This window comes from Paenibacillus sp. YSY-4.3 (assembly GCF_054767475.1).
On sequence record NZ_BAABMC010000003.1, the window covers coordinates 332811 to 349014 of the forward strand.

General features: G+C 49.4%; 21 protein-coding genes. 4 read left to right on the forward strand and 17 right to left on the reverse strand.

Annotated elements, in window-relative coordinates; all coding sequences use genetic code 11:
- Positions 1-38: 38 nt before the first annotated feature.
- From ACYUJT_RS12305 to ACYUJT_RS12355, 11 genes are all read right to left on the reverse strand, one after another.
- Positions 39-464 carry a stage V sporulation protein AB gene (locus ACYUJT_RS12305; RefSeq protein WP_460322316.1) on the reverse strand — a complete coding sequence of 142 codons (426 nt, stop codon included), beginning with the start codon at positions 462-464 and terminating at the stop codon, positions 39-41.
- A complete protein-coding gene (locus tag ACYUJT_RS12310; protein ID WP_460322318.1) occupies positions 461-1102 on the reverse strand; it encodes a stage V sporulation protein AA in 642 nt (213 codons plus the stop codon). The genes ACYUJT_RS12305 and ACYUJT_RS12310 overlap by 4 nt, the downstream gene beginning before the upstream one ends.
- Before the next feature lie 175 nt (positions 1103-1277).
- On the reverse strand, positions 1278-2033 hold the full coding sequence (gene sigF, locus ACYUJT_RS12315) for an RNA polymerase sporulation sigma factor SigF (protein ID WP_460322321.1): 756 nt from the start codon (positions 2031-2033) through the stop codon (positions 1278-1280).
- An 11-nt stretch (positions 2034-2044) separates the two neighbouring features.
- Positions 2045-2497, reverse strand: a complete 453-nt coding sequence (gene spoIIAB, locus ACYUJT_RS12320; RefSeq protein ID WP_460322324.1) for an anti-sigma F factor — start codon at positions 2495-2497, stop codon at positions 2045-2047.
- Positions 2494-2847 (reverse strand): anti-sigma F factor antagonist, encoded by a 354-nt coding sequence (gene spoIIAA, locus ACYUJT_RS12325; RefSeq protein WP_460322326.1) that lies wholly within the window; start codon positions 2845-2847, stop codon positions 2494-2496. The genes spoIIAB and spoIIAA overlap by 4 nt, the downstream gene beginning before the upstream one ends.
- Positions 2848-2939: 92 nt before the next feature.
- Positions 2940-4124: a D-alanyl-D-alanine carboxypeptidase family protein gene (locus ACYUJT_RS12330; RefSeq protein ID WP_460322328.1), complete on the reverse strand. Its 1185-nt coding sequence runs from the start codon at positions 4122-4124 to the stop codon at positions 2940-2942.
- Between the two features lie 170 nt (positions 4125-4294).
- A complete protein-coding gene (locus ACYUJT_RS12335; RefSeq protein ID WP_460322331.1) occupies positions 4295-5122 on the reverse strand; it encodes a purine-nucleoside phosphorylase in 828 nt (275 codons plus the stop codon).
- A gap of 41 nt (positions 5123-5163) precedes the next feature.
- Complete coding sequence (locus ACYUJT_RS12340) at positions 5164-6075, reverse strand: site-specific tyrosine recombinase (RefSeq protein ID WP_460322333.1); 912 nt, start codon at positions 6073-6075, stop codon at positions 5164-5166.
- A 24-nt stretch (positions 6076-6099) separates the two neighbouring features.
- Positions 6100-6336 carry a DUF4227 family protein gene (locus ACYUJT_RS12345; RefSeq protein WP_460322336.1) on the reverse strand — a complete coding sequence of 79 codons (237 nt, stop codon included), beginning with the start codon at positions 6334-6336 and terminating at the stop codon, positions 6100-6102.
- Positions 6337-6502: 166 nt separating this feature from the next.
- Positions 6503-6979, reverse strand: a complete 477-nt coding sequence (fur, locus tag ACYUJT_RS12350; RefSeq protein ID WP_460322339.1) for a ferric iron uptake transcriptional regulator — start codon at positions 6977-6979, stop codon at positions 6503-6505.
- Between the two features lie 390 nt (positions 6980-7369).
- Complete coding sequence (locus ACYUJT_RS12355; RefSeq protein ID WP_460322341.1) at positions 7370-8224, reverse strand: putative phage abortive infection protein; 855 nt, start codon at positions 8222-8224, stop codon at positions 7370-7372.
- A gap of 178 nt (positions 8225-8402) precedes the next feature.
- On the opposite strand from ACYUJT_RS12355, the gene ACYUJT_RS12360 reads away from it, so the two are divergent.
- Positions 8403-8750 (forward strand): hypothetical protein, encoded by a 348-nt coding sequence (locus tag ACYUJT_RS12360; RefSeq protein WP_460322343.1) that lies wholly within the window; start codon positions 8403-8405, stop codon positions 8748-8750.
- Between the two features lie 242 nt (positions 8751-8992).
- Here the strand turns inward: ACYUJT_RS12360 and spoIIM are convergent, their stop codons facing one another.
- The 3 genes from spoIIM to ACYUJT_RS12375 form a co-directional block, all read right to left on the reverse strand.
- Positions 8993-9628, reverse strand: a complete 636-nt coding sequence (gene spoIIM, locus ACYUJT_RS12365; RefSeq protein WP_460323291.1) for a stage II sporulation protein M — start codon at positions 9626-9628, stop codon at positions 8993-8995.
- 93 nt (positions 9629-9721) lie between these two features.
- Positions 9722-10954: an endonuclease Q family protein gene (locus ACYUJT_RS12370; protein WP_460322345.1), complete on the reverse strand. Its 1233-nt coding sequence runs from the start codon at positions 10952-10954 to the stop codon at positions 9722-9724.
- A gap of 2 nt (positions 10955-10956) precedes the next feature.
- A complete protein-coding gene (locus ACYUJT_RS12375; RefSeq protein ID WP_460322347.1) occupies positions 10957-11526 on the reverse strand; it encodes an NUDIX domain-containing protein in 570 nt (189 codons plus the stop codon).
- A gap of 88 nt (positions 11527-11614) precedes the next feature.
- Here ACYUJT_RS12375 and mciZ point away from each other — a divergent pair, with 88 nt between their 5' ends.
- Both mciZ and ACYUJT_RS12385 read left to right on the forward strand, forming a co-directional pair.
- Positions 11615-11776, forward strand: coding sequence for a Z-ring formation inhibitor MciZ (gene mciZ, locus ACYUJT_RS12380; protein ID WP_460322350.1), 162 nt, complete (start codon positions 11615-11617; stop codon positions 11774-11776).
- Complete coding sequence (locus ACYUJT_RS12385; RefSeq protein ID WP_460322352.1) at positions 11773-12723, forward strand: hypothetical protein; 951 nt, start codon at positions 11773-11775, stop codon at positions 12721-12723. Before mciZ ends, ACYUJT_RS12385 begins: the two co-directional genes overlap by 4 nt.
- An 83-nt stretch (positions 12724-12806) precedes the next feature.
- On the opposite strand, the gene ACYUJT_RS12390 is transcribed toward ACYUJT_RS12385, so the two are convergent.
- Positions 12807-13934, reverse strand: a complete 1128-nt coding sequence (locus tag ACYUJT_RS12390; RefSeq protein ID WP_460322355.1) for a M20/M25/M40 family metallo-hydrolase — start codon at positions 13932-13934, stop codon at positions 12807-12809.
- A 77-nt stretch (positions 13935-14011) separates the two neighbouring features.
- On the opposite strand from ACYUJT_RS12390, the gene prli42 reads away from it, so the two are divergent.
- Positions 14012-14113 (forward strand): stressosome-associated protein Prli42, encoded by a 102-nt coding sequence (prli42, locus tag ACYUJT_RS12395; RefSeq protein ID WP_083484945.1) that lies wholly within the window; start codon positions 14012-14014, stop codon positions 14111-14113.
- Between the two features lie 3 nt (positions 14114-14116).
- Here prli42 and lipB read toward each other — a convergent pair whose 3' ends face one another.
- Both lipB and ACYUJT_RS12405 read right to left on the reverse strand, forming a co-directional pair.
- Positions 14117-14818, reverse strand: coding sequence for a lipoyl(octanoyl) transferase LipB (gene lipB / locus ACYUJT_RS12400; protein WP_460323294.1), 702 nt, complete (start codon positions 14816-14818; stop codon positions 14117-14119).
- Positions 14819-14855: 37 nt separating this feature from the next.
- A complete protein-coding gene (locus tag ACYUJT_RS12405; protein WP_460322358.1) occupies positions 14856-16199 on the reverse strand; it encodes a dihydrolipoamide acetyltransferase family protein in 1344 nt (447 codons plus the stop codon).
- Positions 16200-16204: the final 5 nt, after the last annotated feature.

Here is a 16204-nt window from a genome sequence, read left to right on the forward strand (position 1 = left end):
TACCTCCTTGCATTAAACTCATTTCGGCCTTTCCACTTCTATGGCGTATAAACGAAAAATTCAAATAAAGAGCCGGCTACTTTACCGAATACCATCGCCAGCAGCAGCCCCAGCAAATAACGCTGCATCCGGAGCCTCTTGGCAAGAATCGGCAGGACATTAAGCACCTCGGTCAAGGCTGCCGCGAGCATGCCGATAAAAATGCCGTTCAACAAGCCGACAAAACCGCTAATCAGCCAAGGGCCATGCATATGCAACTGATAGAAATCGGCTACTGTCCCAACGAGGGCTCCGCTGACCATCGCTCCTTCATACCAATGCACCTTGTCATACGACTGGGTCACTTGGGCGAGTCTCGGAATTACGTCAAGTACGATAAAAAGCGCTATAATCCCTCCCCCCACTGCAATGCCGCCGGCCAACCCGAGAAAGACAAGCACCGCCGCTAACCAGGGTGAAATCAAGACTTCTTCTCCCCCTGTCTTTCCGCTTTATGCATCTTCTTATATTCCTCGGTAATAACGAATTGATCGAGGTTTTCTTGATATAGATACATTTCCACTTCAAGGGGAGTAGGCTCCTCATTCCACTTTTTCTTGAACAAATGATTAAAGAACACCACCATCCCAAAGCCGATGCCGAGGGAATACGCCCCTTGAAACAAGTGCGGATGTTCATCCCGCTCTCCTGTAATCATCTCCACGATCCGTACCTGAACCGCCTGCATGCTGACATCCGCGTGGAAGTTCATAATCGTCAGCGCCGATCCGAAGAAGAGAAGCAGCCAAACGGCAAGAAACAGAACCAGCAGCGGTCTTTTTTCCTTGCCGACCATCTCCACCAGTACCTGAGGCTCGCCCATATACTCCACTTGTATATCCGGAAAGCGCTCTTGTAGGCGCGATATGATCTGCAGCATATCGATCAGAACGAGATTGCCGTCCTGCTCCCGCGGCTGCTTAAGGACCATGTCCAGAAGACTCTGCTCCAGTTTCGGATCGGTAAGAACGCGAGCGACGTCCCTCAGCCGTACGGCCTGGCCTAGCGGAAGCTTGATATGCTTGCGCAGCTGCAAATAAATCGTAGCTGTGCCCTGTTTCATCCTAACACCTCTTTCCAGGACGAATTGTCCATAGTATGCCAAGCGGAGGGCCGCTTTACTCGCGATTAAGCAAAACACCGCCCCACACATCTATGATGAATACAAAAAAATAAAACGGCTCCCGGTATTAACCGAAAGCCGTTTTACTGCAACCGCTGCCCATATTAGCCCTATATCATTGGGCGATTTGGTCACGAATGCTTTGCAGGATTTTTTTCTCCAGCCTCGACACCTGCACCTGGGAAATACCAAGCCGGGTCGCTACCTCAGACTGGGTCTGATCGCGATAATAGCGCAAATACACAATCAGCCGTTCCCGATCGGACAAGCCATGTATGGCCTCATGAAGCGCCAGCTTGTCGAACCAGCGCTCTTGAGACTCATCTGCGATTTGGTCCATCAGGGTGATGGGATCACCGTCGTTCTCGAATACCGTCTCATGAATCGATGTAGGTGGCTTGTTAGCCTCCTGAGCAAATACGACATCCTCCGGCGTTATGCCGAGCTCGTCCGCCACTTCCTTGACCGTGGGCAGACGATTCAGCACCTTGGATAGCTCATCCTTCTTCTTGCGAACCTTGTTCGCCATCTCCTTCAGCGAGCGGCTGACCTTAAGGGTCCCGTCATCGCGCAGAAAACGCTGGATTTCTCCGATAATCATCGGCACCGCGTACGTGGAAAATTTGACGTCATAACTAAGATCGAATTTATCCACTGATTTTAGCAAGCCGATACAGCCGATTTGGAACAGATCCTCGGGCTCATACCCCCGATTCATAAACCGCTGTACTACCGACCAGACGAGCCGTATATTGCAGTTCACCAGCCGGTCGCGGGCACTATGGTCCCCGGATTGGCTCAGAGCGATCAACCGCTTCACTTCGGCATCATCCAAAAACTCTCTTGAGGTTTGCTTCACATCCGCATCCATAGATCCAACCCCTAATTATATAAAGCTTTCTTGGATACAATCCTCTTCTTCATCCGAATGGACGTGCCGCCACCCATTTCACTCGCGACGTCGAACTCATCCATGAAATTCTCCATGATTGTAAAGCCCATGCCCGAACGCTCCAACTCCGGCTTGGACGTGTAAAGAGGCTGTTTCGCAAGCTCTACGTCTTCGATTCCCCGCCCTTTGTCTTCTATCACTAAAGTAACGGTGTCCCCTTCAATCTGAGCAGAAATCTTGACGATTCCTTCGGGATCGTTGTCGTATCCGTGAATGATACAGTTCGTTACGGCTTCGGAAACAACGGTCTTCAGATCCGTAATTTCATCCATGGTAGGATCAAGCTGCGACACGAATGCGGCAACCGTCACACGGGCAAACGATTCATTCTCAGACCTTGCGGCAAATTGCAGCGACATGAAATTGTTGGCGGACTGGTTCATAATGCGACCTCCAATTCAGAGAGCGCATCGCTCTCATTCTCGAAAATGCTCATGATTTTGAAGAGCCCGGACATTTCGAACAGCCGATAAACCGAGCGGTTTACGTCGCACAGCACCATTTTGCCGCCTTTGTGCTTGATCAGCTTATATCTTCCCAGAACTACGCCCAGACCGGAGCTGTCCATAAACTCCAAAGACTTCAGGCTGAGCACTAGATGGCGGCAATCCCCCCGCGCAATCTCTTCATCCATTCGCATACGGACGTCGTCGGCCGTATGGTGATCCAGTTCCCCGCTTAATCGTACGATTAGCGTCTCGCGATGCCTTACCATTTCCACATGTAAATTCACGTCTGTTCACTCTCCTCCCTGACATGAACACAACAATTCGATAAGCCCAAGCTTAATTCCTCCCGCCTGACAAAACTAGAAGAAAAAACCTATTAATCTACAAAAAAGAGATGCGAAGCAGAACGCTTGAACATCGTCCACCAACCCGCCTTATCGATATCCGTTGGTGATTTCAATTGGAACTCGGTGATGACCTTATCCTCTTGATAGACGATCAGCTTCCCGATATTTTGGCCTTTCCTGATCGGTGCAGCCAGCTTTTCGGGCACCTCTAGCTTATGGGTGATGCTGCCAGGGGTGGCTCCCTTGTTGACCAGTACATTCAATTGACGGGCTGCCGACAGTTCCAGCATCGGGGATTGTCCCTTCTGGATTTTCACCTTCCCGATCACTTCGCCCGCCTTATAAATCGGCAGCAGAGCATATTGGGAGAAGGCGTAATCAAACATGGCGGAGACTTCGCTGTTCCGCGTCTTCGTGTTCGGTTCTCCAAGGACAACGGCGATCAGCCGCAGGCCGTCTCTTTGTGCCGTAGCCGCCAAACAAAATTTGGCCTCCGACGTATAACCCGTCTTTAAGCCGTCCGCGCCACTGTAGAATCGAACAAGCTTGTTCGTGTTGACAAGCCAAAACGGCTTCTGCGTATTCTGACGCAAATAATCCTGGTAGGCCCCCGTATATTTCGTGACCTCCGGATGCTTCAGCAGCTCCCGGCTCATGATGGCAATGTCATAGGCTGAGCTGTAGTGACCCTCCACTGGAAGTCCATTGCAGTTCTTAAATTGCGTATCCTTCATCCCGAGCTCGGCGGCCCGCTGATTCATTAGCCTTACAAAGCCTTTCTCCGACCCGGCGATTTTCTCAGCGATCGCCACGGAAGCGTCATTGCCCGAGGCCATCGCAATGCCTTTGAGCAGTTCGTCCACGGTCATTTGTTCCCCAGGCTCCAGGAATATTTGCGAACCGCCCATCGATGCCGCGTATTCGCTCGTAGTCACTTTATCCGAAAGCTTCAAGGTGCCTTTCTCAATCGCCTCCATAGTCAGCAGCATCGTCATGATTTTCGTAATGCTGGCTGGCGGCAGCTTGTCATGGCTTTTCTTTTCGTAAATGATCGTTCCCGTATCTGCATCCATCAAAATGGCGGAGTTGGAATTTTCCGCTAACAGAGCGTCTCCTTCCCCATGCATCCCGCCGGGAGCAGCAGACATTGCTGCCGGCCAGGCTGAGAAAATCAGCAGAACTGTGATGCTCCAAATTAACAGCCGCTTGCTCAAGATTAGTCCCCCTTCAACAAATTTTACAAAATATTGGATTCTGCTAACCTAGTATCGGCGAAATAAAGGGAATATATTCCTGACCACACAAAAAAACGGCATTCTCATCGATCTTCATAGATCGACAGGAACGCCGCTTAATGCATTGAGGCTTAGCCAGTTTCATTTTTTTACAACTTCGGGATAATCCCGAGAACAAGGTTAAGGAATTTCTCGCGAACCCGGTCCGTAGTCTCGATTACTTCCTCGTGGGATAGCGGCTGATCAAGAATGCCAGCGGCCATATTGCTGATGCAGGATATGCCCAGAACCTCGATCCCCGCATGTCTGGCCACGATAACCTCTGATACGGTGGACATGCCTACGGCATCCGCTCCCAGAGTACGGAACATCCGAATCTCTGCAGGCGTTTCGTAAGAAGGCCCCAGCAAGCCTACATACACTCCTTCCTGCAGCGGAACGCCCTTCTCTCCGGCCACCTGCTTGGCAATTTCGCGAAGCTTGCGGCTGTAGCCTTGAGACATGTCAGGAAAGCGAGGGCCTTGTTCGGAATCATTCGGACCTACGAGCGGGTTTCTTCCCGTCATGTTGATGTGATCCGAGATCAGCATAAGATCACCAGGATTGTACGAAGTGTTGATTCCTCCTGCCGCATTCGTAACGAGCAGCTTGGCCACTCCAAGCGCCTTCATCACCCGAACCGGAAATGCCGTTAACTCCGGCCCATAGCCTTCATACATATGAAAGCGGCCCTTCATCAACACGACAGGGGTTCCTTGTACGGTACCGATCAACAGTTCGCCGGCATGCCCTTCCACCGTTGATTGTGGAAAGTAAGGGATATCCTGGTAAGCAATGCTCACAGCCCCTTCGATATGATCAGCCAGCACGCCAAGGCCCGAGCCGAGGATCAAGCCGATCTTCGGCGCCACACTGGATTTAGAACGGATATAATCCGCTGCTTCCTGAATCATTCCTTGCGTTAGAATCGTTGTCATTGTCATAGATCTCCTTTGGCATAATTGTCATATTATAACGTTTATTCGGCCGGTAAATTGGAGGCTTGCGCCTTAGCCCGGGGATGAAAAGCTTCATAAACGGACTTCAGATTAGGCTTGCGTTTGCTTAAATACATTTGCACGGTGACCATGTCGGCATGGCCTAACATTTCCTGCACCGACTTTACGTCCGCTCCGCCTTCAAGCAAATGCACAGCAAAGGAGTGGCGAAGCGTATGCGGCGTAATGTCCGCCTCGATGCCAGCCTCCCTTCCGTACTTCTTGACGATTTTCCAAAAGCCTTGTCGAGAGAGACGATCTCCCCTTGCATTCGGGAACAGCACCTCGGCATCAGACTGGCCTAACAAGATATGGCGGCTCTCCCCCAAATATTTCTCCAACCACTTCGCCGTAACGGAGCCCATGGGAATAATCCGTTCCTTTCCTCCTGTGCACCGTACAAATTTCATCGCGGTATCGACGTCCTGGACATTCAGGGCAATAAGCTCAGATACGCGAATCCCTGTGGCATAGAGCAGCTCCAGCATCGCTTTATCGCGCAGCCCGGAGGCTTGGGATATAGCAGGCATGTCCAGCAGCAAATCGACCTCGGCTACGGTCAATGTCTGCGGCGGGGATTTGTCGATTCGTGGCGACTCAATCCATTCGCCAGGTTCCTGATCCAAAAGCCGCTCCCGCTGCAAATATGTAAAAAAAGCACGCAGCGACACCGAGGATCTGGCCACGGTTGCCGGAGCCTTGCCGTTGTTTCCGAGCATGGTAAAATACAGCTTCACCCCTGCCCTAGTCAGTTGGCTCGGCGCTGTTACCCCGCGCTCTTGCAAATAACCGATAAATTGCTCTACATCCCGCTTGTAGCATTCCAGCGTTGCAGTGCTCAACCTTTTATGATCGGCTAAATAACCCATGAACGGGGCAATGTACTGTTCCAAGTTCCTGCGCCCCCAATTCTCCATTTATTCTCCGTACCAATAAAACAGCTTCAATCGATCCGCCATAAATTCGATGCCATGACTGCCGCCTCGTTCTGTTTGGAACGCCTTAACGGCCGTACCATCCGGAATGCGGTATTTATCCGCCGGAAACAAATACCCGCCGAACGTGCCCAGCACCTTGTACAGCAAATATGCCAGCGCAACGAACAGCACGGCGAACTTCAGACTGCGCAGCCATTTTCGAACCGAAATCACCATAAGCCTCTCCTTCTTTCTTTACCCGAACTCATGTGCCTTCCAAACGATAAGATCGATCGGACAGGCGCTTTATCATTAGTATATAGAAGAGATAGAGGAATTATGTTGCTCAGTTTAAAAAAAGCCCCTCACAGCGCGGCGGCCGTGCGGAGCTTGAGATGCGGACTTAAGATTTCTTATTGCCGGACTCGGGATGGTTATCATTCTTATCTTTACATCTGTAACAAATCCCATGAAAATCGAGACGATGGTCGAGTACGGTAAAATTGAACTCTTCCTCCAGCCTTTCTTCCAGTGGCCCTAGCCAATCCTCGCGGATTTCATCCATGGCACCGCATTGTACGCAAATGAGGTGATGGTGATGATGTTTGCTTGTATCGGTTCTCAAATCGTAGCGGGCAACGCCATCTCCGAAGTTGATTTTCTCCACGACATGCAGTTCGCTAAGCAGCTCCAATGTCCGGTAAACGGTCGCAAGACCGATTTCAGGAGCTATATCTTTGACGAGCATGAAAACATCTTCCGCACTAAGATGATCGTCTTCGTTCTCGAGTAGTATCCGTACTGTAGCTTCCCGTTGGGGCGTCAATTTGTAACCCTGGGATTGTAACTGCTGCTTGATTTTGTCGATCTTTGCTTCCATGTTCTCCCTCCCCCAGGAATCGCCGCTCAATGATCTAATATCTACAATCGCTTCTTTCATTATAGGGGGAGTCATTCAACAAAGTCAAACATTTTGCTAGAGTGCCAGGCTGGATTCAAGCATCGGTGTGACCCACCCCATCATGTGTATTTCTCCACACACCTTCACTTTGCCTTTTCTTGCCCATTTTTTAGTGGATACAGATGTAATTATGGATTTTCCTCCATATAGCTTTCTGACGCTTTTCCGTTTTCGTGACCATTTTTTTGATTCAATCGGCACTTTCCAAAACTGAATTAATTACAAAACCACTGAGGCGTAAATCCTGGTGGTTTTAAAATTAACGTTAAGCTGGTTAATCGCCAGGATGAGGGTTCATATTCCAATCACTTATTTACCTAATTGCTCACGATAAAGAACAATGTCAATTTTATCAAAAAGTAAGCTTTCATCCATATTGTCAAATAACTCATATTTATCAGCGTAATATTTAAATTTATATCCTTTTTTCTGAAAACAATTATAAAAAAGAATGATGTATTCAAAAGCAGATAATTGTGATCTTACAATCCTAGTATATTCCTTTTTCTCATTAGTTCCTGCTACCCACTCATTCTTATCAATCATCCTAAATAAATTATATAAATTTCTAAGATAATGCCCTAAATAGTGCTCTCTATCTTTAAAAAAATTATCACAAGCAGAGATTATAAAATTACATCGCCTTAAAAAAAGATGTTCATCTGTGTAAAAAAATTTTCCCTGTGCTCGTATGATGGTGTTTTTAATCTCTATTTTAAGAGCTTCGTAGTGGAGTAAAAATACTTCCCTACCTTCTTTATTATCACATACTGTGCTTCTAATAATATCATTATGTAGTCCTATCATTTGAAAAAAAGTATTTTCAAAACGTTGAATATTTGCTGCTTTAACTTGCTCATTCATGGCCAGATTTGTTTTAGCAACTTCTTCTCTCTGTAACTGCAGTTCTTCCCTTTGTAATCTAAATTCCGCTCTCTGCTGATAAATCGTATAAATAATACCTCCAAAGGCCAATCCTGAGAACAAAGTATTAATAGAGCCGAACATATCTCCAATTGTTCCCCTATCAGGTAAGAAAAAAAGAACAATTCCTGATACTATCCAAATGACACATATCGCTTTTAATAGATTGAAAAGCTTAATTTCCTCTGCTCCATTCTCTTCGTCCTTCTTAATAAACATATCATAAAGTCGCTTTTTCATCATATCCCCCTCTTGTTTCCAATATTATCAAATAAGCAAATAAAAAAATAGGTCGACATTAGCCGACCTCGACATCATTAAATACCTTTAATTTCTATATTTACATATTATATTTAAATTTTAATTGATTTTTTTTCCACAAATGTCTATTATTAATTAAAAAAGGAGGTGTTAATCTATGATATTTAGTTTAAAAAGAATAACTTTTATCACTCTCTTCTTGACATTTTTAATAGCTATTACTTCAGTATTGCCAGCATCAGCAGCCAGTGCAGCAAATAAGGCTAATGACTTCTATGATACCTCTCCGAAATATGTAGAAGTTTCTAGAACTATTTATTTTGGAAAGGGAGAGAAAGATTCTTCTAGTCCATCACTTAGTTATTTCTACATTACTTACTTTCCAGCTGGTAAGTTTACAGGAGCACTACAACTGGTTAATCCTTACCTCACCGTTATTAATAACGATGGTTCAGGTTACCATTATGTGACCTATAGAGGTTACGTTACCTACAATCCATATTGACCTTGATAGATCAGGAGCATTCAGTTACATAGAATGCTCCTTTTCTCTACTCATTAGGTATTATCTTCGCAATCACATGCCTCACACCAAAACAGCAATCCACAAAGGTTGGTGCAAACACTACGCTTAAAATTTACACACATGTAACTAAAAAAATGAAAAAGGATGCTACCGAAAAGTGAAAATTCACTTCAGTAATATCCTAAATCCAGAAGATATACAGTAAATGTAATTTTTTATAGTCACAAGGCTGTTTCCACCAGAGAAGGAGTGATCCACCCCATCATAACCGGGGTTACCCAGGTTTCGAAGGACGAGGCCGCCAGCAACATTACAGCCAAAGCCAAGGTCAGCCCCGTATAAGTTACGAAGGGCTTAGCGACACTCCCGCTCCGGCTCATGAGCACCCGGCTGCGGATAATATTCAGTGAAAAGCCAATCGCAGCCACGCTGCTGATCAACAGCACGGGAATGACAAGTAAATTATGGGGAGCGACGGAAACCAGGGCGAATAATAGCCCTTTCCAGGTAAATTGGCCTACCAGACATCCAACAGTAAAACCGATCAGAACCCCTTTCAGGAAGTCTAAAATAAGAATACCTGGAAGCCCGATCACGGATAAACCGAGCAGCCAGATCAAACCGAGCCATTTCAGATGCAGGACTGCGGCCTCCCAAAATGTCACCGGGTGAAAGTCGGCTCCCCCCTCGTTGACGGAGATGAAGAAATTGCCTAAATACCGGGACAAGTCCTGCTGCTGCTCGAGCGTAAGGGCATTGACCATCAAAGCGCCGAACACGACCCCCATTAGAAAAAGCACCGAGACGAACACATATAAAGGAGTCTGATCCTTAAGCGCATATCGAAAAGGCTGAATCATGCAGGCATGCTCCTTTCCTCGTTCACATTGTTTACCACGGGCGATAACCCCTTACAAGTAAAAATATGAACAAGCCTGCCCCCTTATGCCCTATTCGCGAAATCCTTTCGATGCGTCGACTTTGCCGTATGTCCCGCCACCGCCGGAGGTTAAAGCGAGCCGTCCGGCGCGTGCAGCGCTTATGCGCTCAGCCAGCTCCTCGCCAACGATTCCGGCCAGGTCCTGCTCGGAAACCCGGTGCAAAATATCCATCTCCGTCCCGAAAGCACGGAGCAGCGCTTCAAATTTCGCAGGTCCGAGACCCGGAATGAATTCAAGCGGCACCTGGTAATGATATGGAGGCCGGTGCACCGGGACGGACGGAACAGGCCGATCGGCAATCGAGCGGATCCGATCCTGCACGCCCCGGACCAGCTTGGCGGAGCCGCAGTAGGGGCAGCGATCGACAGCTGCTTCCGCCTCATCAATAATATAGCTGCACCCGCTGCAAAATGTCCGGTGATACTTGCCGAGCCGCGGATTCAAGCCATAATTTGCAGCAACCCTTCTCCCTTCCTCCATGCTCAGAGCCTTTTGCAGCTCGCGGTAATTCGGCCGGGCAATCCGCAGCTCATTGTATTCCCTGCCGATCTTCCCTAAAGAATGGGCGTCCGAATTCGTCAGTATTGTATAAGGGTCCAGCTCGCTAAGCAAGCCAGCCATCTCGCTGTCTGCGCTCAGACCCAGCTCAACAGCGCTCACCAACTCGGGGTCAAGCACCTCTGCCATCCGTGGAGCACAGCTCCCGTAAATGCTCCGGTGGGGCGTGAAAATATGCGCCGGAATGACCATGCCGCCCCGGTCATAGACCTCCCTCTGAAGGTCGCAAGCGGGAACGTAGATGCGCTGCGAGCTCAAATGTACGTTCTTCATGTGCTTATCCAGCCATTTTGTGAAAGATTTCATTTCCTCCAGGCCCGGATAGAAAACGAGCAAATGGGCAGGCCCCATCCCCGGCTCCCGAATTTCCAGCTCACACCCGAGCAGGATCGTCGTTCCGCCGTAAGCTATCCCGCCTTCCTGCAGCTCTTTCATTTCCCCGGCCAGAAGGTAATCATCGATGTCCTGCTGTACACCGGGAGAATGGCAGTCGATGATCCCGATAAGGGAGATTCCTTTGCGCTCCTCTGCTTCCTTGGCGATATTGCCGAACGTCAAGTTTCGGCTGCCGCTGATTTTAACCGGATTTCCCGCATTTGTCCGTCCAATGTGCACGTGAAGATCGGCGTAATACGTTCCTAAAGAACCGTGCGAGCTACTTAATCTTGCTTGGTTACTTGCCATACCTATGCACCCTTATTGGCATTATGGTCAGCTATTCTTTGCTGCCATATATATGCGGCCAAAATCGTTTTCGCATCGAAAATTCGGCCTTCCGCGATATATTGCTGCGTCTCCTCGAAGGTCGCTTCAATAATCTCCAGAAATTCATCCTCGTCCGGCGAGGCATCGCCTGCCGTCAGGTCCTCAGCCAAATACAGATGGATAATCTCATCGGCAAAACCAGGCGACGTATAGAAAGAATGCAGCAGAGATAGCTTGCCGCAGCGATAGCCCGTCTCTTCCTCCAGCTCACGTCTTGCCGCCTCCATCGGATCCTCACCGCGCTCCAGCTTGCCAGCGGGAATTTCCAGCTCACAGCGTCCCAGCGCTTGGCGATATTGATCGACGAGCAGCAGCCGTCCTTGATGGACGGCGAGAACCGCTACAGCGCCGGGATGCTTGACGATTTCGCGTTTTCCTTCAGTCCCATCGGGAAGCCGGACGGTATCCACCTGCAGCGAGATCACTTTTCCCGTAAAAATATGCTCCGTAGATACGGTTGTTTCTTTGAGTTTATCGTTTGATGACGTCATGGAAATCCTCCCTAATGATTACATTCATAACTTGTCCCAGACTAACATATGGTGTTATTATACCAAACCCAACTAGGAGGGGACCGCAATGAAAAGCTATTTTTCGGACAATTCTCTTCGCGCTCAGGGAAAAGCCTGGCAAATCCGCATCCTGCTTAACCAGTGGCAAAAGCAATCCGGCCCGGCCGGCAAGGTAAAGGATCTTATCGCATCTCGGCAGCTTTTGAAACACGAAGGTGAACAGCCGTGAATAGAAATTTGCTGCCGCTTTCAGAGGAAGCTGAGCGCCTGCTGCAAATCGGTCTTAGCCTGCAAAGCACGCAGAGAAGCGCCGATGACGAAATCGCTTCTGCACTGCGCGATGTAATTGAACAGGACAAGCTGCCAGACGGCAAGAAGGTTATTATCCTTGTACTAAATCAGCTTGGGGCGTACGATAGCGCATCAACTTTGTTCTCACCCGAGCTGCTGGAAGATAAGCAAATGCAGCTCATCTATGCCGAAATCCTCATCCGGTCCGGTGAAGCGGAACAGGCTATTTCCTTTATCGAAGAACACCTCACCCCTGCAGCGCAGGAGGATGCGGATTTTTTGGATCAAATGGGCCGATTGTCCGATCTTTCCCGGTTCATCGCCCATCGTGATTACGACAGGAATGAAGTGCCCATGTATCGTTTGGCTGCTTTGATTAGCCTGGCGGTAAAGCTGGGCTATACAGAAACCGCCTTAATGCTCGCTGGCTTCGAAGTTGATCTCCAATGTCTCCTGATTGACGCGCTGTATCAGGAAGGCTATGCCGAAGAGGCCAAGCGCCATTTGTCCCATCTGCCCGATCCCCTCTCACTGGGCTCGCAGCAGCTGTTTCGGAATATTGCCTTCATTTCTGCCGAAATGCTGCATGATGAAGGCTGCTACAAAGAGGCGTCCCGCATCTTTGAGGCGCTGATCTGTCTAGCCCCAGAAATGGCGCGTGCACGATTTGGCGCGGCGTCCTGCTATTTGCATGAGACCATGGCCAACTTAATTAAACGCATCGAGCTGTATCATCCTTCCGAAGAAGAACGGGGCAAAATCGATAAATACCTAGACACGCTTCAGCAGACCCTGCTCACTCTAGAGAGTTCAAATTGGCATACATCGTGGAATCCTGTCCAGCAGAAAAATCTTGAAGGCCGCGAAAGGCTATCTCTGAATTAGAGTGCAAAAAAAGGTGTCCCTAGCGACAACTCCGGATTAAGTTATCAGGACACCCCGTATATGGACGAGCTCCGCTTATTCGCTTATGAATTTACAGTTTGCGAGACGATCTCCAGCGCGTATTCGGCTATTTTCACAATATCATCGGCCTTGATGCGCTCATTCGTCGTATGAATTTCCTCGTATCCTACCGCAAGATTCACCGTAGGCACACCGAAGCCATTCATGATGTTGGCGTCACTGCCCCCGCCGGAGGTAAAGGTTCTTCCGGAAAGCCCCAGCTTGCCTGCAGCACGTTGGGCCAGTTGGACAACGGCATCCTGTGCTCCAAGATGGAATCCCGGATAAATGATATCGCTTCTAAACTCTCCTCTAGCTCCGAAATCGCGGCAAGCCGTATCGACAGCTTCCTTCATCAGCGCCAGCTGTTTATCCACCTTCTCCGGCGACAGACTGCGCGCTTCGGCATACAGCTTCACGTAATCGGTAACGACATTCGTCGGACCGCCGCCTTCGAATTTGCCAATGTTGGCTGTCGTGTCTTCGTCGATGCGCCCCAGCTTCATCCGGGCAATCGCCTTGCCAGCCACTTGAATCGCACTGATTCCATCCTCCGGATTAACGCCGGCATGCGCGGATTTGCCGAATATTTCAATTTCGATACGCGCTTGTGTCGGTGCGCCCACACAAATCGATCCCACTTCCCCGTTCGAATCGATTGCAAAACCGAAGCCGGCGTCAAGCAAACTGCGATCCAAGGCTCTGGCGCCAAGCAAGCCGGACTCTTCTCCTGCGGTAATGACAAACTGGATTTGTCCGTGTGGCAGCTGCTGCTCCTGCAGCACTTGAATGATTTCCAACAGAGCCGCCAGACCTGCTTTGTCATCGGCGCCAAGAATCGTTGTTCCATCGCTGCGGATCCAGCCGTCCTCACCGATGACTGGCTTGATGCCTTTGCCCGGTGTCACTGTATCCATATGGCAGGTAAACAGAAAAGGCTGCGCTTGAATGCCAGCTCTTGCCTGCAGTGTTGCCACGATATTGCCGGCACCGTGTCCGGTACGCTTCATGGAGTCGTCTTCCACCACATTCAGTCCGAGCTTCGCAAATTTTGTTTTCAAATAATCGGCTATATTCCGTTCGTCCTTCGTCTCGCTGTCGATTTGCACTAATTCCACAAATTGTGCGATGATTCTGTCCTTGTTGATCACTGGACTTTCCTCGCTTTCCCTTTTGCGCTAATATTAATGAATAGAGGGTCAAGTACATGTAAAGGAGCTTTATGTTCATGATGCAAAAAAAATGGTTCAAAGTCGTAGTATACCTTATGCTATTCGCCATGATCGGTTCAACGCTGCTTGCGCTGCTCGAGCCGCTGCTGTTCCGCTAGAGCTTATGACTCCCAGTGCTCCTTGTACTCGGAGATTTGAAACACTTCATTGAAATAAGGCAATATTTCACGGGCCACCTGCTCTACGGAGAAGGGAAGCCCGGTCATGTCCTCCAATGAAGTTACGCCGTATTCCTGAATGCCGCAGGGGATGATGCCGCGGAAGCCATCCTCTTGGATACCGGATTTGATGTTAAAAGCAAAGCCGTGGCTTGTGATGAATCCTTTTCTCCGGCGGCATTTATTGAATTTCACACCGATGGCGGCAATTTTGACATCGCCCACCCATACCCCGGTATAACCCTGTTTTCGCGTGCCCGAAATACCGTACCGCGCTAAGTAGTTTATGATGACCTGCTCGATATCCCTAAGGTATCCGTGCAGATCGATCCCCTGATTCCCATCCAGCCAGAGCAGCGGGTAGCCGACGAGCTGGCCCGGTCCATGGTATGTAATATCTCCCCCCCGATCGATTTCAAACAGGGAAATTCCACGTTCCTTCAGCTGCTCGGGACTGAGCAGCAAATGCTCCGGATGGCGCGAAGAGCCGATCGTATACGTTGGCGGATGCTGAAGAAGCAGCAGGTGTCCCTGCTGCTGTCCTTCGTCGATGGCCTTCACGATCTCTTTTTGCCTATTCCAGGCCTCTCCGTATTCCATCATCGGGAAATATGTGACTTCCAAGGATTTCGTCATACGGTTCATCGCCTTTCTCGGATTCATGAAGACTCGCATTATTTACTTAATATACTTGAGTATCTAGGGAATAACTCTCCATATTGTCTTTGACGCGCTGCATAAATCGGCCGCAGATGACTCCATCCAGTATACGATGATCCAGTGACAGACACAAATTCGCCATAGAGCGTACGGCAATCATATCATTAATGACGACGGGCTTCTTCACGATCGATTCGAATGTTAAAATCGCCGCTTGCGGATAGTTGATGATTGGCTGGGTCAGAATAGAACCAAATGATCCCGTATTGTTGACGGTGAACGTTCCACCCTGCATGTCATCCAGCTTGAGCTTGCCCGCTCTTACCTTCGACGCCAATTCCTCGATTTCTCTGGCTAGGCCGGCAATGTTCTTCTGGTCCGCCTTCTTGATGACCGGAGTCATTACGGAATCCTCCGTGCCGACGGCGAGCGAAATGTTGATGTCGCGCTTGACGATAATTTTGTCGACCGCCCATACAGAGTTCATGATTGGATAATCCTTGATGGCGCTGACAACCGCTTTAAGCAGGAATGCGAGGTAAGTCAGGTTGACGCCTTCTCTTTGTCTGAATTCGTCTTTCAGCTTATTGCGAAGCTGTACCAAGTTGGTCACGTCCACCTCAATCATCATCCAGCCGTGTGGAATTTCCGACACGCTTTGCCGCATGCGCGTAGCGATCGTATTCCGGATTGGCGTCACGTCGATGAAGTACTCCGAACGGTCGCCGCCTTCAACTTCGATCGTCGGAATCTTCGGAGTTTCCGAGAGATGTAATCCTGAGTTGCGCACCGGCTCTGCTGCTGCATTGCTAAGCTCTGCCGGCGGAGCTGCCGGGGAAGCTGGCGCCGCTGCCGGAGCATTAGATGGCATCGTCGCACCTTTATTATTCTCCAAGTAATTCAACACGTCCTTGCGGGTTATGCGGCCGCCTAAGCCGGTACCGGATACGGCCCGCAGATCCAGCCCATGCTCCTGCGCAAGCGTCTGAACGGCCGGGGAATAACGGCTCCGCTGCGACTGATCGACAGACGCGCCAGGAGCTGCATTCGTCAGGCCGGCAGAAGCTGCCGCCGGGGAATCACCGCCAGTCGCGGTCTCAGCCTCCACACTGCCTGCTGTTTCGATCCGACAAATGACCGCCCCGACTTCGATTTCCTGTCCTTCTTCGGCCAGGAGTTCGCCCATGACCCCATCCAGCGTGGACGGAATTTCGGCGTTCACCTTATCGGTAATAACCTCGCAAATCGGCTCGTACTGCTCGACGGGATCTCCCGGCTTCTTCAGCCATTTGCCGATCGTCGCCGATACGAGCGATTCCGCAAGCTGTGGCATTACGACATCCTGCAATGTTTTATTCGATGACATATCGT